The sequence below is a fragment of the Lentzea sp. NPDC058450 genome (assembly GCF_042721395.1).
GTDB lineage: Bacteria > Actinomycetota > Actinomycetes > Mycobacteriales > Pseudonocardiaceae > Lentzea.
The window spans coordinates 233049-254765 of record NZ_JBHXLO010000009.1 but is presented as its reverse complement, the minus strand read 5'-3'; the positions used below and the strand labels follow the sequence as shown (position 1 = coordinate 254765).

16 protein-coding genes are annotated in these 21717 nt (G+C 69.2%); 9 read left to right on the top strand and 7 right to left on the bottom strand.

The window, feature by feature from the left end; genetic code table 11:
* Positions 1–142: 142 nt before the first annotated feature.
* Entirely contained in the window at positions 143–982 is an 840-nt protein-coding gene (locus ACFWNN_RS17430; RefSeq protein ID WP_382440935.1) for a patatin-like phospholipase family protein, read from the bottom strand.
* Positions 983–1132: 150 nt separating this feature from the next.
* Here ACFWNN_RS17430 and metH point away from each other — a divergent pair, with 150 nt between their 5' ends.
* The 3 genes from metH to ACFWNN_RS17415 all read left to right on the top strand — a co-directional run bounded on the left by metH (position 1133) and on the right by ACFWNN_RS17415 (position 7788).
* On the top strand, positions 1133–4708 hold the full coding sequence (gene metH, locus ACFWNN_RS17425; RefSeq protein WP_382440934.1) for a methionine synthase: 3576 nt from the start codon (positions 1133–1135) through the stop codon (positions 4706–4708).
* A 126-nt stretch (positions 4709–4834) separates the two neighbouring features.
* Complete coding sequence (locus ACFWNN_RS17420) at positions 4835–5869, top strand: sugar ABC transporter substrate-binding protein (RefSeq protein ID WP_382440933.1); 1035 nt, start codon at positions 4835–4837, stop codon at positions 5867–5869.
* On the top strand, positions 5866–7788 hold the full coding sequence (locus tag ACFWNN_RS17415) for a putative bifunctional diguanylate cyclase/phosphodiesterase (RefSeq protein WP_382440932.1): 1923 nt from the start codon (positions 5866–5868) through the stop codon (positions 7786–7788). The genes ACFWNN_RS17420 and ACFWNN_RS17415 overlap by 4 nt, the downstream gene beginning before the upstream one ends.
* 151 nt (positions 7789–7939) lie before the next feature.
* Here ACFWNN_RS17415 and ACFWNN_RS17410 read toward each other — a convergent pair whose 3' ends face one another.
* The gene (locus tag ACFWNN_RS17410; protein ID WP_382440931.1) at positions 7940–8878 is read right to left on the bottom strand and encodes a phosphotransferase; all 939 of its coding nucleotides are present in this window, start codon (positions 8876–8878) and stop codon (positions 7940–7942) included.
* A gap of 57 nt (positions 8879–8935) precedes the next feature.
* Between ACFWNN_RS17410 and ACFWNN_RS17405 the strand changes: the two genes are divergently transcribed.
* From ACFWNN_RS17405 to ACFWNN_RS17385, 5 genes are all read left to right on the top strand, one after another.
* Positions 8936–9400, top strand: a complete 465-nt coding sequence (locus tag ACFWNN_RS17405) for an NUDIX domain-containing protein (protein ID WP_382440930.1) — start codon at positions 8936–8938, stop codon at positions 9398–9400.
* A gap of 71 nt (positions 9401–9471) precedes the next feature.
* The gene (locus tag ACFWNN_RS17400) at positions 9472–10377 is read left to right on the top strand and encodes an AraC family transcriptional regulator (protein WP_382440929.1); all 906 of its coding nucleotides are present in this window, start codon (positions 9472–9474) and stop codon (positions 10375–10377) included.
* Between the two features lie 47 nt (positions 10378–10424).
* A complete protein-coding gene (locus tag ACFWNN_RS17395) occupies positions 10425–12185 on the top strand; it encodes an FAD-dependent oxidoreductase (RefSeq protein ID WP_382440928.1) in 1761 nt (586 codons plus the stop codon).
* Entirely contained in the window at positions 12182–13183 is a 1002-nt protein-coding gene (locus tag ACFWNN_RS17390) for a maleylacetate reductase (RefSeq protein WP_382440927.1), read from the top strand. Before ACFWNN_RS17395 ends, ACFWNN_RS17390 begins: the two co-directional genes overlap by 4 nt.
* Positions 13180–14058, top strand: coding sequence for a dioxygenase (locus ACFWNN_RS17385; RefSeq protein ID WP_382440926.1), 879 nt, complete (start codon positions 13180–13182; stop codon positions 14056–14058). The genes ACFWNN_RS17390 and ACFWNN_RS17385 overlap by 4 nt, the downstream gene beginning before the upstream one ends.
* On the opposite strand, the gene ACFWNN_RS17380 is transcribed toward ACFWNN_RS17385, so the two are convergent.
* The 3 genes from ACFWNN_RS17380 to ACFWNN_RS17370 all read right to left on the bottom strand — a co-directional run bounded on the left by ACFWNN_RS17380 (position 14055) and on the right by ACFWNN_RS17370 (position 18868).
* Positions 14055–17066, bottom strand: a complete 3012-nt coding sequence (locus tag ACFWNN_RS17380) for an amidohydrolase family protein (RefSeq protein ID WP_382440925.1) — start codon at positions 17064–17066, stop codon at positions 14055–14057. The two genes, ACFWNN_RS17385 and ACFWNN_RS17380, sit on opposite strands and share 4 nt — an antisense overlap.
* Positions 17067–17171: 105 nt before the next feature.
* Entirely contained in the window at positions 17172–18401 is a 1230-nt protein-coding gene (locus tag ACFWNN_RS17375) for a PIN-like domain-containing protein (protein WP_382440924.1), read from the bottom strand.
* A gap of 77 nt (positions 18402–18478) precedes the next feature.
* Positions 18479–18868, bottom strand: a complete 390-nt coding sequence (locus ACFWNN_RS17370; RefSeq protein ID WP_382440923.1) for a hypothetical protein — start codon at positions 18866–18868, stop codon at positions 18479–18481.
* A 191-nt stretch (positions 18869–19059) separates the two neighbouring features.
* On the opposite strand from ACFWNN_RS17370, the gene ACFWNN_RS17365 reads away from it, so the two are divergent.
* Positions 19060–20214: a metallophosphoesterase gene (locus ACFWNN_RS17365; RefSeq protein ID WP_382440922.1), complete on the top strand. Its 1155-nt coding sequence runs from the start codon at positions 19060–19062 to the stop codon at positions 20212–20214.
* Here ACFWNN_RS17365 and ACFWNN_RS17360 read toward each other — a convergent pair.
* Positions 20201–20731 carry a histidine phosphatase family protein gene (locus tag ACFWNN_RS17360; RefSeq protein WP_382440921.1) on the bottom strand — a complete coding sequence of 177 codons (531 nt, stop codon included), beginning with the start codon at positions 20729–20731 and terminating at the stop codon, positions 20201–20203. The genes ACFWNN_RS17365 and ACFWNN_RS17360 overlap by 14 nt on opposite strands.
* The gene (locus ACFWNN_RS17355) at positions 20728–21648 is read right to left on the bottom strand and encodes a hypothetical protein (RefSeq protein WP_382440920.1); all 921 of its coding nucleotides are present in this window, start codon (positions 21646–21648) and stop codon (positions 20728–20730) included. The genes ACFWNN_RS17360 and ACFWNN_RS17355 overlap by 4 nt, the downstream gene beginning before the upstream one ends.
* Positions 21649–21717: the final 69 nt, after the last annotated feature.

Genomic DNA, 21717 nt, shown 5'->3' with positions numbered 1-21717 from the left:
GGCTTTTAACGGCCGATGAGCGCCTCGCAAGGGCCCCGAAGTCAAGCCCCAATCTCTATCGACGCGTCAGCGGCGATGAAATGACCCGGCTCGTCAAAGTCTCTGCACCCAACGCAACCACCCGCACAAAGGTGACGAACCGTCAGCCCCAAACCGACCGAACCGCCTCCACAACCGCCCCAGCCTGCGCAAACCCAGCCTCAGCAGCCGCCCGCCGCCGAGCAGGATCCAACAAGTTGGACCCAATAGCCCCCAAAGCAGCCCGATCAGGACTGACCACAACAAAAGGCACCCCGAGCTTCGCAGCCTGAGCCCCAGGAGTAGCAGCCAAATTCGCAGACCGAGTCAACGGAGCAACCACAACAACCCGCTCATACCCAGCAGCCAAATCAACATTGGCCACAGACCGCATCCCACCGTCCATGTACCGCCGCCCTCCAACACTCACCGGCGGCCACACCAACGGCACCGCACAACTGGAAGCCACCGCAGAAACCAACGGCACCCCACTGTCCCGGTCAAACGCCACGAACTCCCCACTACCAACATCCACAGCCGTGACCTTCAGATCCCGCGAAGGCCAGTCCTTGATGGACAACCGAGAGTCGAACACGGCCAGCCGGGACTCCTCAGAAGGAGTAGAGGCCTTCACAGCAGCCCGCCCCAACCGAGCCCTCTTGGCAGCCGGAGACCCAGGCCCCAAATAGGAAAGCGCATACCGCAGCACCATCCAGGACGTCAACCGAGCCGGAATCTCCCCGTCCGGCGGCAACAACTGAGACGCGTACAGCGAAGCGAGCACCCCACCCCCGGCCAACTCGGCGGCCACCACGGACCCGGCCGAAGTCCCCACGAACAGATCGGCCGACGACAGGTCGACGCCCTGCTCGGCCAGTCCGTGCAGAATCCCCGTCTCCCAGGCGATTCCGGTGACACCGCCGCCACCCAGCACCAACGCGCGTTTTCCGGTCACGATGACCATCCTATGGAGTGAGACGGTTTCCTGACGTTTGGTCCAGATTGGTACTCTGACAGTTGAAACCGAGAAGCGCTGCAACGGGCCAGCAAGCCTGCCACGCTCGGATTCGTTCCACCACGAACAAGGGCGCTTCCGGACTTTTCGGGAGCGCGCGTGAGTGGACTCAAGTCCTTGCTGGACCAGCGGATCGCCGTGCTGGACGGTGCCTGGGGAACGATGTTCCAGCAGGCCAAGCTCGCTCCGAGCGACTACTACGGCACCGAGTACGCCGACCACGTCCCCGACGTCGCCGGCGACCCGGACCTGCTGAACCTCACCCGGCCGGACCTGGTCCTGGACGTGCACCGGCAGTACCTGAAAGCCGGCGCCGACATCACGACCACCAACACGTTCACGGCCACCTCGATCGGCCAGGCCGACTACGGGCTGGAGCACAAGGTCCGCGAGATGAACCTCGCGGGCGCCCGGCTCGCCCGGCAGGCGGCGGACGAGTTCGGGAACAAGTACGTCGCCGGGTCGGTCGGCCCGCTCAACGTCACTCTGAGCTTGTCCCCCAAGGTCGAGGACCCGGCGTTCCGGGCCGTCACGTTCGAGCAGGTGAAGGCCACCTACGTCGAGCAGATCGACGCGCTGCGCGAGGGTGGCGTCGACCTGCTGCTGATCGAGACCATCTTCGACACGCTCAACTGCAAGGCCGCCATCGCCGCCGCCCGCGAGGTGGCGCCGGACCTGCCGCTGTGGATCTCGGTCACGATCGTCGACCTGTCCGGCCGCACGCTGTCGGGGCAGACGGTCGAGGCGTTCTGGGACTCCATCGCGCACGCCAAGCCGCTGGTCGTCGGCGTGAACTGCTCGCTGGGCGCCGAGGAGATGCGGCCGCACGTCACGGACCTCGCACGGCTCGCGGACACCTACGTCGCCTGCCACCCCAACGCCGGGCTGCCCAACGCGTTCGGCGGGTACGACCAGACGCCCGACGAGACCGCGGCCCTGCTGAAGGACTTCGCGGGCAACGGCATCGTCAACGTCGTCGGCGGCTGCTGCGGCACCTCCCCCGCGCACATCAAGGCCATCGCGGACGCCGTCAAGAACGAGACCAAGCGCGCCCTCCCGCACTCGAAGCACACCACCCGCTACAGCGGCCTGGAGACGTTCGAGATCGGGCCCGACACCGGGTTCGTCATGATCGGCGAGCGCACCAACGTCACGGGCTCCGCCAAGTTCCGTCGGCTGATCGAGGCCGACGACCACAACGCCGCCCTCACGGTGGCGCTGGACCAGGTGCGCGGCGGCGCGAACCTGCTCGACGTCAACATGGACGCCGACCTGCTCGACGGCGAGCAGGCGATGACGACGTTCCTCAACCTCATCGCCACCGAGCCGGAGATCGCCCGCATCCCTGTGATGATCGACAGCTCCCGCTGGACCGTGCTGGAAGCCGGCCTGCGCTGTGTGCAGGGCAAGGGCGTGGTCAACTCGATCAGCCTCAAGGAGGGCGAGGAGCCTTTCCTGCGGCAGGCCCGCACGATCCGCGACTACGGCGCCGGTGTCGTCGTGATGGCGTTCGACGAGCAGGGCCAGGCCGACTCGACCGACCGCAAAGTCGAGATCTGCGCCCGCGCCTACGACCTGCTCACGCAGAAGGTCGGCTTCCCGGCCGAGGACATCATCTTCGACCCGAACGTGCTGGCGGTCGCGACCGGCATCGAGGAGCACAACGGCTACGCCAAGGCGTTCATCGACGCCCTGCCGCGGATCAAGGAGCGATGTCCGGGGGTCCGCATCAGCGGCGGCATCTCGAACCTGTCGTTCTCCTTCCGCGGCAACGACGTGGTCCGCGAGGCCATGCACTCGGCGTTCCTGTTCCACGCCGTCAAGGCGGGCCTCGACATGGGCATCGTCAACGCCGGCCAGCTCGTCGTCTACCAGGACATCAAGGCCGACCTGCTCGAACTGGTCGAGGACGTCATCTTCAACCGGCGCGAGGACGCGACGGACCGGCTCGTCACGCACGCCGAGACCGTCAAGGGTCCCGGCCAGAAGCGCGTCGTCGACCTGTCGTGGCGCGAGGCCCCGGTCGGCAAGCGCCTGGAGCACGCGATCCTGCACGGCGTCGTCGACTACATCGAGGACGACACCGAGGAGGCCCGCCAGGCGCTGCCGAGGCCCCTCGACGTCATCGAGGGCCCGCTGATGGACGGCATGAAGGTCGTCGGCGACCTGTTCGGCGCCGGCAAGATGTTCCTGCCCCAGGTCGTGAAGAGCGCCCGCGTGATGAAGCGCGCGGTCGCGTACCTGGAGCCGTTCATGGACGCCGAACCGAAGGCAACCGCGGGCGGCAACGGCAAGGTCGTGCTCGCCACGGTCAAGGGCGACGTCCACGACATCGGCAAGAACATCGTCGGCGTCGTGCTGGGCTGCAACAACTACGAGGTGATCGACCTCGGCGTGATGGTGCCCGCCGCGAAGATCCTCGACACGGCCATCAAGGAGCACGCCGACGTCATCGGCCTGTCCGGGCTGATCACGCCGTCGCTGGACGAGATGGTGTCGGTCGCCGAGGAGATGCAGCGCCGCGGCATGAAGCTGCCGCTGCTGATCGGCGGCGCCACCACGTCCAAGCAGCACAACGCGGTGAAGATCGCCCCGGTCTACGACGAACCGGTCATCCACGTGCTCGACGCGTCCCGGGTCGTCGGCGTCGTCTCCGACCTGCTGGACGGCAAGCGCGCCCACGACCTGAACCTCTCGAACCGCGCCGAGCAGGCCCGGTTGCGCGAACAACACGAGAACCGCAAATCGGTTCCGCTGCTCAAGCTCGAAGAAGCCCGCGCGAACTCGGAGAAGGTGGACTTCTCCGAAACGCCGACGCCGGAATTCACCGGAACTCGCGTGATGACGCCGACGCTGACGGAACTGCGCGAGTTCATCGACTGGACGTTCCTGTTCCTCGCCTGGGAGGTCAAGGGCAAGTTCCCGGCGATCCTGGAAAACCCGGTCGCGCGGGAACTGTTCGACGACGCGACGGCGTTGCTGGACGAAATCATCGCGGGAGAACTGTTCGAGGCGAAGGGCGTGTACGGGTACTGGCCCGCGCATTCCGACGGCGACGACATCCTGCTCGACAACGGCGTGCGCATCCCGATGCTGCGTCAGCAGACGCAGAAGCCGTTGTCCCGCCCGAACCGGTGCCTCTCCGACTACGTGGCCCCGGAAGGCGACCACATCGGCGGGTTCGCGGTGACGATCCTCGGCGCGGAGAAGCTGGCCGCGAAGTACGAGGCCCAGAACGACGACTACCGCGCCATCATGGTGAAAGCGCTGGCAGACCGGCTGGCCGAGGCGTTCGCCGAGTGGATCCACCTGCGCGCGCGGCGCGACTGGTTCGAGCCGGACGCGCAGCCGGAACTGGCCGACCTGCACGCCGAGAAGTTCCGCGGCATCCGCCCGGCGCTCGGCTACCCGGCGTGCCCCGACCACACGGTGAAGCGCGAACTCTTCGACCTGTTGAACGCGGAGGCGGAAATCGGGATCGGGCTCACTGAATCGTTCGCGATGAACCCGGCGGCGAGTGTGAGCGGCCTGATCTTCCAGCACCCGGAGGCGAAGTACTTCACCGTCGGACGACTGGGCCGCGACCAGGTCCAGGACTACGCGAACCGGTACGGCAAGCCGCTCGCGGAAGCCGAACAGTGGCTGCGCCCGAACCTCGGATACGAACCGGCCTGATCGGTTCCGCACCGTGAAAGCGCTTGCCGCTTCTGGCAGGCGTTATGCCGGTTTGGCACCAAGCGTTGTAGGCTCAGCCGCTCTGGAGATCAATCAACCCTGGATCGAACGAGCCCGAGGTCATCCATGCGAGCTGCGGCGCTGGTGCTGGGTCTGGTGCTGGTGGCAGGCTGTGGCGGCGCCAGTGGTTCCCAGGCGCTGCCGCACGTGGGTTTCGTCGTCAAGCGCACCGGCGGCTCGTTCGCGCAGGAGATGACCAGCGGCTTCCACGAGGGCGTCGGCCGCGTCGGTGGCGTCAGCGCGACGGTCACCGGCCCTCCCGGGCAGGACGGGCACAAGGAAGTCGCGTTGTTCCGGGATTTGTCGAACGCCGCGAAAGGCGGAATCGCGGTGGCCACGTCGGAACCGGCGCTGATGGCGCCGTCCATCGGTGAGGCGCTCTCGCGGCGCGTCGCCGTGGTCGGGGTGGACACACGACTCACCGCGAGTTCCGGCGTGAAACTGCACATCGGTAACGACGACTACGAACTGGGCGAAAAGCTGGCTGACGAGTTGATGCGCCGATTGCCCTCGGACGCGACCGGAACGGTGGTGTTGGGAAACACCGCGCCGGGTCTCGCCGGGTTCGACGACCGGGCAGAGGGAATCCGGGGTCGATTCGCCGAAAAGCTACCGGGGGTAGTGGTGCTGGGCCCGTTCGACACGCAACGTGACGACGCCGCGAATCGCGACGCGTGGAAACGTCTCGTGGCCGCGAATCCGAACGCCCTCGCGTTCGTTGGTACCGGCGACTGCGACGGCGTGAACCTCGCCGCGCTGAGAACCGAGAAGTCGGCGAGGTGGCTGGTGGGCGGGTTCGGGGTCGACCCGAGAACGTTGCAGGCGGTGCGGGACGGCGCGATGGTGGCGTCCATCTCGCCGGAGCACTACCTCAAGGGCGCTGTGGCAGGCTGGCTCCTGGCTCGGCACGCGAAGGGCGGAGAGCCGCTGCCGCAGGGCTGGATCGAGACGCCGGGACTCACGGTCACCACCGGGAACCTGGACCAGATCCTGCACCGGCAGGAGTCCGAGAAGGCCCGCAAGGATTTCTTCCAGCCTCAGATCGACAGCTTCGTCGAGGATCCGGCGAGCTGGGTGCGACCGTTGGAGCAGGCACGGTGAGCTTTTGGGAGGGCCGCGCCACCGCACGGGTGGCGACGGTGGGGCTGACGTTGGGACTGCTGGTCCTGGCCGGGCTGGCGCTGTGGAGCAGCATCAGCGCGCAGGCCACGACCGCACACGTGCGTGAGCTCAACGAGACCAGCGAGCGCTGGGCCCGCGTGCTCGAGCACATCAACGTCGCCGACAACGCGTTGAGCGACATCCAGCTGTCGCGGACCGAGCAGACGGTGCAACCGCTGCAGAACTCGATCGGGGCCGCACGGCCCGACCTCGAGTGGCTGCTCGGCAACGGCACGCCGACCGACGCACAGGAGGCCGGCCGCCTGCTGTCGTTGTACGACCAGAGCACGGACATGTTGCGCAAGGTCGTCGCCGGCACGGACCCGTTGCAGGCGGACCAGGCCTCGCTCGCGCACTCGTCGCTCAAGCGGCAGATCTCCTCGACGATCGGGGTCCAGCGCCTCGACACCAACGAGTACCTGCGCACGGCCGACGCGAAGAACGCGCAGCTGCGGATCGCGCAGATCGTGGTGTTCGTGCTGGACGCCGCCCTGGTGGCGTTGTTCGGCGTGGTGCTGCTCGGCCAGCGCCGGATGATCCTGCGCCAGGCCGCGAAGAACGAGCACGAGGCGCACCACGACACCCTGACGGGCCTGGCGAACCGGGCGTTGCTCGCGCGGCGGATGGAACTGGCCGTCGACACGGCGCGCAAGAAGGACGAGCCGCTGGCGTTGCTGATCGTGGACCTCGACAGGTTCAAGGAGGTCAACGACTCCCTGGGCCACCACACCGGCGACCTGCTGCTGCGCCAGGTGGCGAACCGCCTGTCGTGGGCCGTGCGCGACACCGACCTGGTGGCACGGCTGGGCGGCGACGAGTTCGCGGTGCTGCTGCCGGGCGTCGGCTCGGCGGAGAACGCGAGCATGGTCGCGGAGAAGATCCTGCAGGCGCTGGCGATGCCGGTGACGCTGGAGGGCCTGGAGCTGGAGATAGCGGGCAGCGTCGGGGTGGCGCTGTGCCCGTCGGACTCGGGCGACGGCCACGAACTGCTGCGGCACGCGGACATCGCGATGTACGCGGCGAAGCGCGAGAAGTCCGGTGTGGCCGTGTACGACGCACGCCTGCACGAACGCGGCGCCGCGCACCTGACCGCCGTCACGGAACTGCGCCACGCGATCGACCGCGGCGAGCTGTTCCTGCACTACCAGCCGAAGGCGCTGGCCGACACGGGCGCGGTGTGCGGGGTCGAGGCGCTGGCCCGCTGGCAGCACCCGACGCGCGGCCTGGTGCGCCCGGACGAGTTCATCCCGATCGCCGAGGAGAACGGCCTGATCGAGCCGCTCACCCGGTACGTGATCGACGCCGCGCTGCGGCAGTGCCGGTCGTGGTCGGACGCGGGCTGGGAGGTGCCGGTCTCGGTGAACGTGGGCGCCGCGTGCCTGCACCACACCGAGTTCCCCGGCGACGTGGCCGACCTGATCAAGCGGCACGGCCTGCCGGCGCGGCTGCTGACGCTGGAGATCACCGAGTCGGCGATCATCTCGGACCCGGACCGCGCGGTCGAGGTGCTGCGCGGGCTGACCGAGCTCGGCGTGCGGCTCTCGATCGACGACTTCGGCACCGGCTACTCGTCGATCTCGTACCTGCGCAGCATGCGGGTGCACGAGATGAAGCTCGACCGGTCGTTCGTCACGCACATGTGCACCGACGCCGGCGACTCGGCGATCGTGCACGCCCTGGTGGCGCTGGCCCGCAACTTCGGGCTGCAGGCCGTCGCGGAGGGCGTGGAGGACCAGGACACCTGGACCGCGCTGGCCGAGGCGGGCTGCGACGTGGTGCAGGGGTACTTCCTCAGCGAGCCGTTGCCCGCCGAGGAAGTCGTGTCCTGGCTCGGTGACCGGGCCGCGGCTCACGCGTAGCGCGGTGAGCGCTGACCTTCGCCGCGTGTTTCGCCTCTCAGACGGGTGCATCACGGCGCCGGCCCCCGCCCCCATATCGGGCATATGGGGGGCGGGGGCCGGTGTCGTGAGGTGCCCTGCTGAGCGGTGAAAGACGTGGTGAAGATCGCGGTCACCGCGCGTACACGTCGGTGTCCCGCCACTGGTCGATGAACGGCTGCATGAAGTCGACCATGGCGGGCAGCTGGTCCGCGCACGACAGGTAGGCGATCACGCGGATCGCGCCGATGGCGTTGACGAACTTGAGCACCTCCTCGTCGAGGTCGCGCAGGCCGTTGCGCTGGGCGCCCCGGTTGTAGGCGGCTTTGTACTCGAGGCCGAGGCCGCCGAGGTCCCACTCGACCGGGCCGTACGTGATCAGCTCGAAGTCGGAGAACAACGGGCCGTTCGTGCTCGCGAAGATGTTCGCGGGCGGCGAGTCGCCGTGGATGGGCTGCAGGTCGATGCCGGGGAACCGCTTGCGGAACTCGGCCTCGTCACTCGCGAGCGGCTCCAGGACCTCCCACTCGGCGCGCGCCCTGGTGAGGTCCTCCTGGCTGACGATGCCGAGGCCCTCCAGGCGTTCCAGGCCCTCGCGGACGAACCGGGGTTCGGCGGACGCCAGGAAGTCGAGCTCGCCGGGGTAGGTCCGCAGCGCCTTGTGCAGGTCCGCTGAGAGCTCGGCGTTCTTGACGTAGTCGGGTTCCTTCGACTTGTCCTCGTCGGTGAACGGCCAGAACGTGATGGAGAAACCGTCGCGCTGCACGGGCTTGCGCTCGACGAGCGGGCTCGGCGGGATCACCGGGGTGCCCTGGTCGTGCAGCCACTGCGCGACGTCCAGCTCCTGCTGTTGCCTTTTGGCCAGGCTTTCCAGCGTGGTGGTGTGCGGCAGGACGGTCGGGACGCGGGCCACGACCGGGGACGGCGCGAGGTGCACGACGACGGAGAACAGTTCGTAGAGGACCTTGCCCTCGGTGATCTCGAGGCCGAGTTCGCGACCGGCCGCCACGGCGGCGTCGGCGGCCGCCTGCGTGCGGTGGGCGATGTCTTCAGGGGTCGCGAAAGTGGACATAGAACGACACGGTGTCACAAAACCCCGGCCCCTCGCAGATCATTTACGGTGGGGCGCATGGCCGACCGGCACTTCATCGACGTCAACGTCCTGCTCGTCCGCGACGGCGAGGTGCTGCTCACCCGGCGCCGTGACCTCGTGCACCCCGAGTTCGACCGCCTGTGGCACCTGCCGTCCGGCAAGCTCGACGCGGGCGAGTCCGTGGTGGACGCGGCCGCGCGCGAGGCGTTCGAGGAGGTGGGCGTGGTGATCGATCCGGCCGACCTGCGGCACGTGCACACGTTGCACGCCAAGGCTTCCTGGCACGAGGCGCGGCTGAGCCTGTACTTCGAGACGCGGCGGTGGACCGGGGAGCCGGTGAACCGCGAGCCCGAGAAGTGTTACGAGGTGGGGTGGTTCGGGCTGCGCGCGCTGCCGGAGGACACGATCGCGTACCCGGCGGCGGCGATCGCGGGTCACCTCGCCGGGGAGGCTTTCGGCGTGATGGGCTGGGAGGACCAGTCCACGGCCGTCTCCAGGTGAGCCGACGGTGTCGCTCCCGCCTCTCACACGGAGGTTCGTTCCGCGTGTGACGGACGGGTTACCGTGAACGGATGGCACTCGTGCACCCGCCCGGCCTGACCAGGTTCCGGACGCACGACCTGCCCGGTGCGCGCAGGCTGACCGGGTGGGAGGAGCACAACGCCCGCGCCCTCGTCGGCCTGCGGGTCACCGCGGACCGGCCGTTCGACGGCACCGAGGTGAACCTGACGCTGCCGAAGCTGCAGGTGGCGCGGGTGACCGGGTCGCCGCACGCCGTCGACCGGGACGTCCGGCAGATCGCCGAGCACCCCGCCGACGGCGTGGTCGTCTACTTCTCGCTCGCCGGGGAGAGCCGCTTCGAGCACCGGGGTGGCAGCGATCTCGTCGTGCCCGGTCAGGCGCTGGTGCTGGACGCCGACCGGCCGTTCCGGCGCGAGTTCTCCGCCGGGCTCACCGAGCTGGTGCTGAAGGCGCCGCGACGAGGTCCCCTGACACCGCAGCTGTTCAGCTTTCGCGACAACGCGCACGCCTCGGCGCTGGTCACCGCGCTGACGGGGGCGTTGCGCGGGCCGGCCGACTGGGAGGGGCTGGAGAGCACGGCCGCCGACCTGCTGGACTCGGTGCTGGGCGCCCGCACGCCGAGTGCCGACCTGGCCGCCGCGCACGCGTTCATCGCCGCCCACCTGCACGAACCGGAGCTGTGCGCGCACCGGATCGCGGCGGCCATCGGCTACTCGGACCGGCACCTGTCCCGGTTGTTCGCGAGGTCGGGGCAGAGCGTTCCGCAGGCGATCCTGAACGCCCGCCTCGACGCGGCCAGGCTGAAGCTCGCCGAGCCGATCTCGCTGGCCGAGGTCGCGGCCCGCACGGGGTTCGTGTCGCAGGCGCACTTCTCGCGCACGTACCGGGCGCGGTTCGGCGTGACGCCGCGGCAGGACCGGGCGGCGTTGAAGTTTTTGCCTGTTTCCGCCACGTGACGCGCACGGGTCACCGACCAGGAAGTTGACCTGTCACCGTTCTCGGCATGGTGACCTCCGTCGAGACCGATGTGGTGATCGTGGGGTCCGGCCCGGCCGGAGCCTCCGCGGCGTTGTTCCTGTCCACCCTGGGCGTTCCGAACATCATGATCACGAAGTACCGGTGGACCGCGAACACCCCTCGCGCGCACATCACCAACCAGCGCACGATGGAGATCCTCCGCGACGTCGGCGTCGAGGACCAGGTGCTCGCCGACGCCACCCCGCACGACCAGATCGGTGACACGGTGTTCTGCACCTCGATCACCGGCGAGGAGATCGGCCGCATCCTCACCTGGGGCACCCACCCCGCGCGGCACGCCGACCACGTGCTCGCGTCACCGTCGATGAACTGCGACATCCCGCAGACGTACCTGGAACCGATCCTGGTCCGCAACGCCACCGAACGCGGCACCCGCACCCAGTTCAGCACCGAGTACCTGGGGCACGAGCAGGACGCGGACGGCGTGACCGTGCGGGTGCTCGACCGGACGACCGGGCACGAGTACGAGATCCGGGCGAAGTACCTGATCGGCGCGGACGGCGCCCGGTCCGCCGTGGCCGCCGACCTGGGCCTTCCCCACGAGGGCGAGATGGACATCGCGGGCTCGATGAACATCACGTTCAAGGCCGACCTCTCGGAACTCTGCCGGCACCGGCCCTCGGTGCTGTACTGGGTGATCCAGCCCGGCGCGAACGTCGGTGGCATCGGCGCCGGTCTCGTGCGGATGGTGCGGCCGTGGAACGAGTGGCTGATCGTCTGGGGCTTCGACCTGTCCCAGGGCGTGCCCGAGGTGAGTGAGGACGACGCCCTGCAGATCGTCCGCAACCTCGTCGGCGATCCGTCGCTGGACGCCGAGATCACCGGGATCTCGTTGTGGGGAAACAACGAGCAGTACGCGACGCGGTTGCAGAGCGGGCGGGTGTTCTGCGCCGGGGACGCCGTGCACAAGCACCCGCCGTCGAACGGCCTCGGCTCCAACACCTCGATCCAGGACTCCTACAACCTGGCGTGGAAGCTCGCGCTGGTGCTGAACGGCCAGGCCGGAACCTCGTTGCTGGACACCTACTCCGACGAACGCGCTCCCGTCGCGCGGCAGATCGTGACGCGTGCCAACAAGTCCGCGCGCGAGTTCGGCGCGTTGTTCGACGCTCTGGGGCTCGCCGTCGGTCAGACGGCCGCGGAGATGGAGGCGCGGATCGAGGAACGCAAGGACAGCAGCCTTGCCGGCGCTGCCAAACGTGCGGCCGTGCGGGAGGCCATGGAGCTGAAGAACTACGAGTTCAACGCTCATGGCGTAGAGATGGGTCAGTCGTACGTGTCCAGCGCGGTCGTGGGCGATGGTTCCGTTCGTGCAGAGCCGTCCCGGGACCCGGAGCTGTACTACGAGCCGTCGACCTGGCCAGGGGCACGGCTGCCGCACGCCTGGGTCGGGGACAGCCGCAGCAAGGTCTCCACGCACGACCTGGTGCCGTACGGGCAGTTCACGCTGCTGACCGGGGTCACCGGCGAGGCGTGGGCGGACGCGGCGCAGAAGGCCGCCGACCGGCTGGGCGTGCCGGTGCGGACCGTGGTCATCGGACCCGGCCGTGAGGTCACCGACCTCTACTTCGACTGGTCGCGACTGTCCGGTGTGGACGAAGATGGAGCGGTGCTGGTGCGGCCGGACAAGCACGTCGCGTGGCGGGTCGCCTCGTTGCCCGCGGACCCGGAGGCGGAGCTGATGACCGTCCTGACGTCGGTGCTGAGCCGGGAGGAGAGCGCATGACCTGGCAGTTCGAGCACGTCACGCTCGGCCAGCGGGTCCGGTTCGGCACCGGCACGGCGGCCGCCGACCTGGCCGCCGAGGTGGAGCGCCTGGGTGCTGGTCGGGTGCTGCTGATCTCCAGCGAACCGGTGGCGGCGGAGGTGACCGCGAAGATCGACGTGGCCGCGCACTGCACGGACGTCGCGCCGCACGTGCCGGTCGAGAACGCCGAACGGGCGCGTGCGCTGGCCGCGAAGTCCGGCGCCGACCTGCTGGTGAGCGTCGGCGGCGGCTCCACGACCGGGCTCGCGAAGGCGATCGCGCTGACCACCGGACTGCCGATCGTCGCCGTGCCCACCACCTACGCGGGTTCCGAGGCGACGAACGTGTGGGGCCTGACCGAGGCCTCGCGCAAGACCACGGGCGCGGACGACCGCGTGCTGCCCGTGACCGTCATCTACGACACCGCGCTCACCGCGTCCCTGCCACGCGCGCTGGCCGTCGCCTCGGGCTGCAACGCGCTGGCGCACTGCGTCGACTCGATGTGGGCGCCCCGCACCGACCCGATCAACCAGGCGCTGGCACTGGAAGGCATCCGCGCGCTGAGCACCGGACTGCGCAACAGCCTGGGCGAACAACTGCTCTACGGCGCCTACCTGGCCGCCGTGGCGTTCGCGTCGGCCGGATCCGGCCTGCACCACAAGATCTGCCACGTCCTCGGCGGCGCGTACAACCTCCCGCACGCCGAGACGCACACCGCCGTCCTGCCGCACGTGCTGGCGTTCAACGGTTCTGCGGTCCCCTCAGTCGCTCAGCGCATCACCGACGCGTTGGGTGGCAGCCTGCTCGACCTGTACGCCGAGATCGGTGCCTCCCCGGTGCTGCGCGGCGTGCCCGACGTCCGCGAGGCCGCCGCGCTGATCCTGCCGTCCGTGCCGCCGTCGAACCCCCGCGCGGTCACCGAGGACGACCTGGTCGCCCTGCTCACCACCGCCCAGAACGGAGCCCCACGAGCATGACCACCGCCCAGCAACGAGTGGAAGAGCAGCTGATCGCGGACGTGCTGGCCTCGTTCGCCCGCACCCCCGACCCGCGCCTCAAGGAACTCATGGAGGCGCTGGTCAGGCACCTGCACGCGTTCATCCGCGAGACCCGCCTGACCGAGGCGGAGTGGACGCGCGCGATCGAGTTCCTCACCGCCGTCGGCCACATCACCGACGACAAGCGGCAGGAGTTCATCCTGCTCTCCGACGTCCTCGGCGCCTCGATGCAGACCATCGCCGTCAACAACGAGGCCCACGGGAATGCCACGGAGGCAACGGTCTTCGGCCCGTTCTTCGTCGACGAGTCACCCCAGGTCGGCATCGGCGGCGACATCGCGGGCGGCGCGGCCGGAACCCCGTGCTGGGTCGAGGGAACCGTCCGCGACACCGCCGGAAACCCCGTGCCGGGCGCGCGAATCGAGGTGTGGGAGGCGGACGAGGACGGCTTCTACGACGTCCAGTACACCGACTCGCGGGTGGCGGGCCGCGGCCACCTGTTCTCCGCCGACGACGGCTCGTTCGCCTTCTGGGGTGTGCAGCCGACGGAGTACCCGATCCCGCACGACGGCCCGGTCGGCGCGTTGCTCGACGCCGTCGACCGCTCCCCCGTGCGGGCCGCGCACCTGCACTTCATGGTGTCGGCCGCCGGTTTCCGCACGCTGGTCACGCACATCTTCGTCGAGGGCGATCCTCAGCTGGAGATCGGCGACTCGGTGTTCGGGGTGAAGGAGTCGCTGGTCAAGCGGTTCGAGGAGCAGCGGGCCGGGGCGCCGGCGCCGGACGGGAGGGCGCTCGGCGACAAGCCGTGGACGCGCTCCCGTTTCGACATCGTGCTGGCGCCCTCCGCCTAGTGGTCGCAGCAGACGCGCTCGGCCCACTCCGGTTCGTGCCACCAGTGCTCGTTCGCCGCGGACGGGAACGGGTCGAGCGCCGCTGACGTCGTGAGGTTCTGCGCCGGCTGCTGGTAGGGCTTGAGCAGGTCGGCGACGCTGTGCAGGACTCCGCCGACCAGGACCTGTTTGACGTTCGCCGCCGCCTTGATGTCGGCGAGCGGGTTGCCTTCGACGAACGCGATGTCGGCCGGCGCGCCCAGGGTGATCGCACCGAGCGGCAGGCCCAGCCACCTGGCCGGGTTGCGGGTCGCGGTGATGAGCGCTTCCCGTGGCGTGAAGCCGTATTCGACGAGGGCGCGCAGGTTCTGGTGGGTGGCGGTCGCGGGGCTGTCCAGCGGGGCGTCGGTGCCGGTGATGACGAAGCCGCCGCCTCGGTGGACGTTCAGCGCCAGTTCCACCCAGCCCTTGAGGACCGCGCGTGACGACGTGGCCGTCGGGGTGCCCTGGGTGTTGGCGTCGGCTACGAAGCGTTCGTACTCCCACGGCGGGTAGAGGACGCGGGTACGTTCGTCGGTGACGAGCGACTTGTCGTTGTCGTACAGGGCGCGGGACTGGAAGAGCGTCGGCGTGACGGACATGCCGGACCTGGTGAAGAGCGCCACGACGTCCTGGTAGGCCTTGCCCTGCCTGGTGATCGTGTGCGAGTAGCCGAGGCGGTTGGTGGCGCCGACGTGTTCCTGGCCGTCCATGCCGAGGTTCGCGGCCGGGTACAGGTAGTGGCTCGACAGCGGGACCTTCGAGCGTTGCACGGCGGCGCGTTGCAGTTCTACGGGCAGGCGGACGTAGGTCTTGATCAGGTCGTAGCCGAGTTCATGAGCGCGGCGGAGTTCCAGGTCGAGCTGTGCCTTGCTCAGGGTGGGGCGCATGAAGTTGTAGTAGACGCGGCCGCCGTCGACGGCCTCGCCGGTGGCGTAGAACCTCGGCCCCGTCAGGGTTCCGGCCGCGAGCGCCTCCCTGGTCTCGACCATCTGGTAGACCGGGTCGCCGGGTGAGCGGACGGTCGTGATGCCGTAGGCGAGCCAGGCGTTGCCCTGCCTTGCGCCCCACTGGCGGCCGCGCAGGTGCCAGTGGTTGTGGGCGTCGATCAGGCCTGGAATGGCGGTCAACGTGCTCGCGTCGACGTCGGCTTTGCCTCGGTGCGGGCGGATTTCGGCGACCTTGCCGTTCTCGACGACGAGGTCGACGTTCCGCTTGAGGTCGTGCGCCTCGCCGTCCCAGTAGGCGCCGACGCGGATCACCCTGCGGTCCGGCGCCTTCGGCCTGCGCCAGGTGAGGCCGTGCCGGATGGTGCTGGTCCTGCCGTCCAGAGTGGACTTACGGATGCGGCCGTTGTTGAGGTACACCAACGCGTCGCTGCCGTGCCACGCCAGCGAGTCGGTGACCTCGCGGGTGACCTGCCGCGCTTCGCCCTGGAAGGTGCCCTTGGCGTCGACCGGCACGACCCATGCGACGCTCTCCACGACGAACGCGATCAGCTTGCCGTCCGGCGACCACACCGGGCCGTCGTCGCCGCGCGTGGCGATGGACCGGAACGGCATCGGCTCGGTGTACTTCAGCTCGCCGCTGGTCAGGTCCACGCTGAGGATCTGGCTGGTGCCCTCGCGGAACCGGCGCGAGAACGGCTTCACCGCCGCCAGTGCCACGACGGTGCCGTCCTTCGACCAGGTCGGGCGGCCGGGCTGGAACAACGTCGGCGTGAGCTGGCGGCGGCCTTGACGGTCGGCGACCCACACCTGACCGTCCTGGTCGAGGTAGGCGACCTTCGTGCCGTCCGGGGAGAAACGGGGCGTGATCTGCGCGTGCGGGGCGGGCGCGAACAGCTCGTCCTTGCCGGACGCGAGATCGCGGACCCACAGCTGGGCGACGCCGGTCCGGTCGCTCGCGTAGACGATCTGCTTGCCGTCGGGCGAGAAGTCCGGGTCGGAGTCGAAGTACTTGCCGTCGGTGAGCTTGGTGGCCTTGCCTTCGTTCAGCACGTAAAGCGCGTTCAACGCCCGGAACGCGATCCTGCCGTCACTCGACACGACCGGGCTCGCGATGCCCTTGACCACTCCCCCGGTGAGGTTCCGCGCGCGGTGCGGACGGCGCTTGGTGACGACCGGGACCACGGCCTCGAACGGGACGTCCTTCGTGGAACCGTTGACCAGACTGCGAATCCGGCCGTCCGCGGTGTAGAGCACGCCGGAGGCACCCCAGATCGGCGCGAACCCGAAGACGTCCTGGCCCGTGACGACAGCCGTCGTGCCGAGCACCAACTCGGCCTGGCCGGGCCGCATCCGCGTGTAGCTGGGCTGGCCGCCTGGCCCGAACGCCGCTCCGAACACCTGCCAGCCCGTGGGTGCGGTCGCCAGCCGTTCGCGCGTGCCGTCCAACGCCACCGCGTCGACCGTCGCGTTGCCGACGGTGAAGATGATCCGCTGGCCGTCGGCCGACCACTGCGGTGCGGCGGCTTCGTCCGGCACGCCGGTGAGCTGCGTGATCTTGCCGCTGGCCAGCTCCAGGAGGTGCACGCCGTAGCTGCCGGCCCGGTCGCTGACGAACGCGAGGTGCTTGCCGTCAGGCGAGAACGCGGGCTCGCGGTGGTCGAACTTCCCCTGGGTGAGCTGCTTGAGCCCGCGCCCGTCGAACCCGATCACGTACAGGTGGTAGTTACCGTCCCGATAGGACTGAAAGGCGATCTGGTTGCCAGGACCGAACGACGGCAGCGTCGCGTCCTGCAGTTCGTCGGTGAGCTTGCGCGCTTCCCCACCGTTCGCGGGTAAAACCCAGATGGCCGTGACGAGGTCGATGGCGAGCCACCGCCCGTCCCGTGACCGGGACACCGAGATGTTGGTGCCCTGCGTCAGTTTCACCCGCTCGCCGGGTTCTCCGGCGGCTGCGGTGCCGATCGTCACCGTGGACGCGGCGGTGGCGACGGCGGCCGCCTGACCGGTGCGAGTCAGCAGTTCCCGGCGCGACAGTTCCATGGCGGCACACTCCCCAGTGTCGATCCCCTTGGGATCCACCCTGGCACCGCGATTTCCCCGCACATCCGCCATTCGGCCCACCACCCACCTGGTGGGACACCGGTCTCAGTTGGCAGCCAAAGTGCGCAGCAACGCAGGCACCTCCTCAGGAACCGTGAAGCCCACGGCGCCGATCCTGAAGATCGATGGAAGTGCCGGATGTAGGAGGCCCTGATTCTTCAGGGTCACCGTTACGCGGAGGTAGGGGCGGGTGAACCTGTCTACCTTGCTGTAGGTCGGGTCGATGCCCAACTCAGACACCTCGTCGTACCTAATCACCGGACCCGAGGCGGCCAGCCTGAGTGCTGCCCCCTGGGCAGGCGCGTGCGCGTCGAGCTCAACGAGGAGCACGGCGAGTTCTTCTAGCGTCCACGTCGCCGGCTGCTGATTGTCGATCTCGGCGAGGTGGAACAGACGGCCCGCGTCCGCAGACGAGTCCTCGTCCACGTCCACCTCCAGCACGAACGCGCGCGCGAGCAGGTCGGTCGGGCGCATGAGGAACAGCCGTCGTCCGGTCAGGCTGCCGTACTCGAGTGCCAGCTCGGGGCGCGGGCCGATGAATTCGGCGCCTTGCCGCCACCACCAGTCTTCCTTCTCGTCACGGGTGACGATCAGCAGGTCGCGCTGATGTTCCTGGGCGTAGCGGGTGGCCTGGTACCAAACGAGGTAGTCGCCCGCGCCACCGTCTGCCGAGCCGTCCTCCTGCTTGCCCGCGTCCTTGTAACCGGGAGGGATCTCCGCAACGGTGCGCCGACCGGCTTCGGCGACGCACTCCGCGTGCTCCTCGTCTGGGAGCGGCGAGGTGACTCGGCCACGCAGCAGCTCTTCCAGCTGTTCCAGGATCGGGTCCCCGACGCGGTCTGCGTCGGTGTGCGCGAGAGACTGCTGGAGCTTCTCCTGGAGGCCTCTCACGAGCTCATTCACCTGGCCCGTGAGTTGGGTGAGATCGCCGTGGTTGACGCCCACGGCCTTGGCCCAGATGGTCAGGGTGTCGGTCATCCCGCGGCCTGACTTGGCGAGCGCGTCGGTCGCCGTCTTCGTCGCGCCGCGCGGGCTGCCCTGCGCCCGTTGGCGGTGCCGCCAGAACTCGCGCAACGCCTGGTGCGGCACGACGAGCCGGTCGCCCAGGCTCTTGAAGGTGTTGATGAGGTCGCTCGACGTGCGCGGGCTGAACCTGTACAGGTCGAGCAGCACGTTCGCGTCCACCGCGACGACCGCCTCCCGCAAGGCCGTGTCCAGCTCGGCCGGGGAGGCGATCTTGTAGCCGGCGAACTCGCCGTCGTACAACCCGTTCATGCCGGAATGATCGCGGCAGCGAAGGGGGCGTTTCAGCGGGTTGCGGGCCGTTCATCCGAACGGCCCACCGCGAGTCCTCAGAGAGCGAGCGCGCCCTCGATGCGGGCGACCATCTCATCCTCGGCGTCCACCACGACGCCGTCGGCCTCGGCCACCTCGCGGCAGATCGCGAGCACCGCGCGCGGGAAGTCCGCCGCGTCCTCCGGCGACTTCGCGGTCAGCGTCTTCATCGACGAGCGGAGCGCCTCCAGGATGACCGGCTCGATCTCCTCGTCGGTCCCGGCGGGCACGGACGGGCGGGCGCCGCCCAGCACGGTGCGCAGGTCGGGCGACAGGTGCGTCAGCGCGCGCAGGCCGGCGAACCGCTCCTCCAGCACGGGGCCGGGGTCGGCGTGGGAAACCAGCAGCATCGCGCCGTACACGGCGGTGCGCAGCGTGCGGCTTTCCTCGTCGGAGTAGAAGATCATGTGGCCCACTCTAGGTCGTCGGGTCCCGGCGGCTGTTCCGGTGTTGATTAGAGGACTCGCCAACGGTCACGCGGTTGCGTCCGAACAGGGAAAACGCCTGTGACGGACGTCAAATCACGACAGAGCGAACAAACTGCGGCCGTCGAGCGTTGAACCAGGTCTAAGGCAGCTGACTCAGGAGGATGTACCAGATGACGACCACCGCTACCCGGCCCCGCGTCACGGTTCGGCGGGTGGTGTTCACGCTCGTCCTCCTCACCGTGACGACACTGCTGTTCTGGGTGCCGTTCGAGGGCCTGTTCGCGGCCAGCGCGGAGTGGCCCGACCCGGTCCGCCCGATCGCGGCCATCGTGTTCGTCGCCGCGGCCGTCGCGATGATGGTGCTGTTCACGCAACGGTCCAGCGACCGGGCCGCGCGGATCTCCCAGTTCCTGCTGGGGTTCGTGTGGATCGCGTTCGTGTGGACGCTGCTGACCGACGTCGTGCGGCTCGGCATGGCGCTCGCGGGCGTCGAGAACCCGTTCCGCAGCCGTTTCATCGCCGTGCTGCTCGCGGTGCTCATCGTCACCGTGACGGTGTACGGCGTGTACGAGGCGATGCGCGTGCCGCGGATCAAGCGGCACGACGTGACGATTCCCCGCCTCGACCCCGCGTTCGACGGCCTGACCGTCGCGGTCATCACCGACACGCACTACGGCGCCATCAACCGCGCCAAGTGGTCGCGCGGCATGGTCGACGCGGTCAACGGCCTGAACGCGGACGTCGCCGTGCACGTCGGTGACATCGCGGACGGCACCGCCGAGCAGCGCCTGGAGCAGGCCACCCCGCTCGGCGACGTGAACACGCCGCACCGCTTCTACATCACCGGCAACCACGAGTACTACTCGAACGGCCAGGGCTGGGTCGACCTGATGACCAGGCTCGGCTGGAAGGCGCTGCGCAACGAGCACGAGACGCTCACCCGCGGCGAGGCGAAGCTGGTGTTCGCGGGCACCGACGACATCACGGCGAGCCACTCCGGCGAGCCCGGCCACGCCGCTGACCTCGCGCACGCGCTGCGCGGCGCCGACTCCACCGCGCCGGTCGTGCTGCTGGCGCACCAGCCGTCGGAGATCGGCAAGGCCGTCGAGGCGGGCGTGGACCTGCAGCTGTCCGGGCACACGCACGGCGGGCAGATCTGGCCGTTCCACTACCTGGTGCGACTCCAGCAGCCGGTGGTCGCCGGCCTGTCGAGGCACAGCGACCGCACCCAGCTCTACACCAGCCGCGGCTCCGGCTTCTGGGGCCCGCCGATGCGCGTCTTCGCGCCCAGTGAGATCAGCTTGCTGACGCTCAAAGCGAGCTGAGGTGCCCTGAGTCGTTGAACCGCACGAGACGCGGTGACTGGCCGGTCGTGTAGCGGATGACCGTCAGCGCCGCGTTGTCGTGGTTCAGCGTCAGCCAGCTCTCGGGCGGGGCGTCCAGCGCGTCCCGCACGAGCCAGCCGATCAGGAACGCGTGCGTCACGACCAGCACCGGTCCGTCGCCGGGCCGGGCGAACCGCGTCTCGGCCTCGTGCGCCAGAGCGGGCCCGCGGGTGCGTTCGGACTCGGGGAACTGGTCGAAGAACTCGTCGTGGTCGGGGACGAAGTGCGGGACGAAGTCGTCCGCCGCTGCCTCGACCCGGCAGGGCACCTTCAGCACGTCCGCGATGATCGACGCCGTCTCGGTCGCGCGCGGGAGCGGACCGTGGTGCACGGCCGCGAAACCCGTGCCCCGCAACCGTTCGGCCAGCGCTGCCGCCTGCTTGCGGCCGAGCGCGGTCAGCCTCGACTCGTCCTTCGTCGCTTCGCCGTGCCGGACCAGGTGAAGATCTCTTGTCACGCCGTGCAGTCTGCCTTGATGGCACTCGCGGCGTGATGGGCGTAGGTGGGTCCGGAGTTGTTCCAGTCCTGACCTCGGGTGAGCAGCTGCACGGTCAGGTTTCCGCTGGCCTTGAACTTCCCGGCGGCGACCCACTGGCCGCGCTTGTCGACCTGCTTGATCGCGAACGACGCCATGGGCGTGCCGCCGACCCCGCTGCGGTCGTAGACGTTGTACACGGTCGGATTACCCCCGACCTCCTCCAGGCCGCCGCTCGGGACGTGCACGGAGACGTCGCACGTGCCGGTGACCGCGAACGTCCACACGCCGTAGGCGGAGCTGTCGTCGCGGCGGGAGTCACCGGACATCGGGATCGACACGAACGTCGAGCCGCACTTGCCGTCGCCGTGGTCGACCCAGCCCTTCTTGCCGTCGCGGTACGAGCCGACGCTGGTGTAGCCGCCGCAGCCGGGCCCGGTCGTGAACGACTTGGCACCGCCGGGCGCCCGTCCCGCGTCGCCGCCGGGGGGTGCCGGCACGGCGTTCTGCGTGGTCGTCGGCATCAGGCCGAGCGCGGAGGAGGCGAGCGTCGGGTTCAGGCTGTTCGACGCCGAGTCCTCGGGCAGGTCCTCGGGCGGGGTGATCATGCCGGGGATGTAGCTGTGCGAGGGGTTCGCCACGTCGGTGGTGCCGGTGCCGGAGCCGCCGTTGAACGTGATGATCGCGATCCCGCCGAGCACGAGCAACGCGACGATGGCGGCGATCGCGGCGGCACGCGGCTTGAGCGGACCGACCTGTTTCGGTTGCTCCCCCTGTTCCGCGCGGTCACCGGCAGCGGCCCAGCGAGCGGCGCCCCTGGCTCGGGCGGCCTCCATCAACGCGGGGTCGGGCGCCAGGTGGCGCTCGGTCGGTGGTTCGTCGGGGAACTGGGTCGGCACGGAGCGCAGTGTGCCAGGGACACACGGCCACTCGAACGTGTGGTTCTTTCACGAACGGGTTGTTTGAAC

Excerpts from the sequence above, each read along its gene's own strand:
- ACFWNN_RS17430 (WP_382440935.1), bottom strand. The coding sequence starts at position 982 with ATGGTCATCGTGACCGGAAAACGCGCGTTGGTGCTGGGTGGCGGCGGT.
- ACFWNN_RS17405 (WP_382440930.1), top strand. The coding sequence starts at position 8,936 with ATGGCCGACCGGCACTTCATCGACGTCAACGTCCTGCTCGTCCGCGAC.
- ACFWNN_RS17370 (WP_382440923.1), bottom strand. The coding sequence starts at position 18,868 with ATGATCTTCTACTCCGACGAGGAAAGCCGCACGCTGCGCACCGCCGTG.
- ACFWNN_RS17365 (WP_382440922.1), top strand. The coding sequence starts at position 19,060 with ATGACGACCACCGCTACCCGGCCCCGCGTCACGGTTCGGCGGGTGGTG.
- ACFWNN_RS17410 (WP_382440931.1), bottom strand. The coding sequence starts at position 8,878 with ATGTCCACTTTCGCGACCCCTGAAGACATCGCCCACCGCACGCAGGCG.
- ACFWNN_RS17385 (WP_382440926.1), top strand. The coding sequence starts at position 13,180 with ATGACCACCGCCCAGCAACGAGTGGAAGAGCAGCTGATCGCGGACGTG.
- ACFWNN_RS17395 (WP_382440928.1), top strand. The coding sequence starts at position 10,425 with ATGGTGACCTCCGTCGAGACCGATGTGGTGATCGTGGGGTCCGGCCCG.
- ACFWNN_RS17400 (WP_382440929.1), top strand. The coding sequence starts at position 9,472 with ATGGCACTCGTGCACCCGCCCGGCCTGACCAGGTTCCGGACGCACGAC.
- ACFWNN_RS17380 (WP_382440925.1), bottom strand. The coding sequence starts at position 17,066 with ATGGAACTGTCGCGCCGGGAACTGCTGACTCGCACCGGTCAGGCGGCC.
- ACFWNN_RS17375 (WP_382440924.1), bottom strand. The coding sequence starts at position 18,401 with ATGAACGGGTTGTACGACGGCGAGTTCGCCGGCTACAAGATCGCCTCC.
- ACFWNN_RS17420 (WP_382440933.1), top strand. The coding sequence starts at position 4,835 with ATGCGAGCTGCGGCGCTGGTGCTGGGTCTGGTGCTGGTGGCAGGCTGT.
- ACFWNN_RS17390 (WP_382440927.1), top strand. The coding sequence starts at position 12,182 with ATGACCTGGCAGTTCGAGCACGTCACGCTCGGCCAGCGGGTCCGGTTC.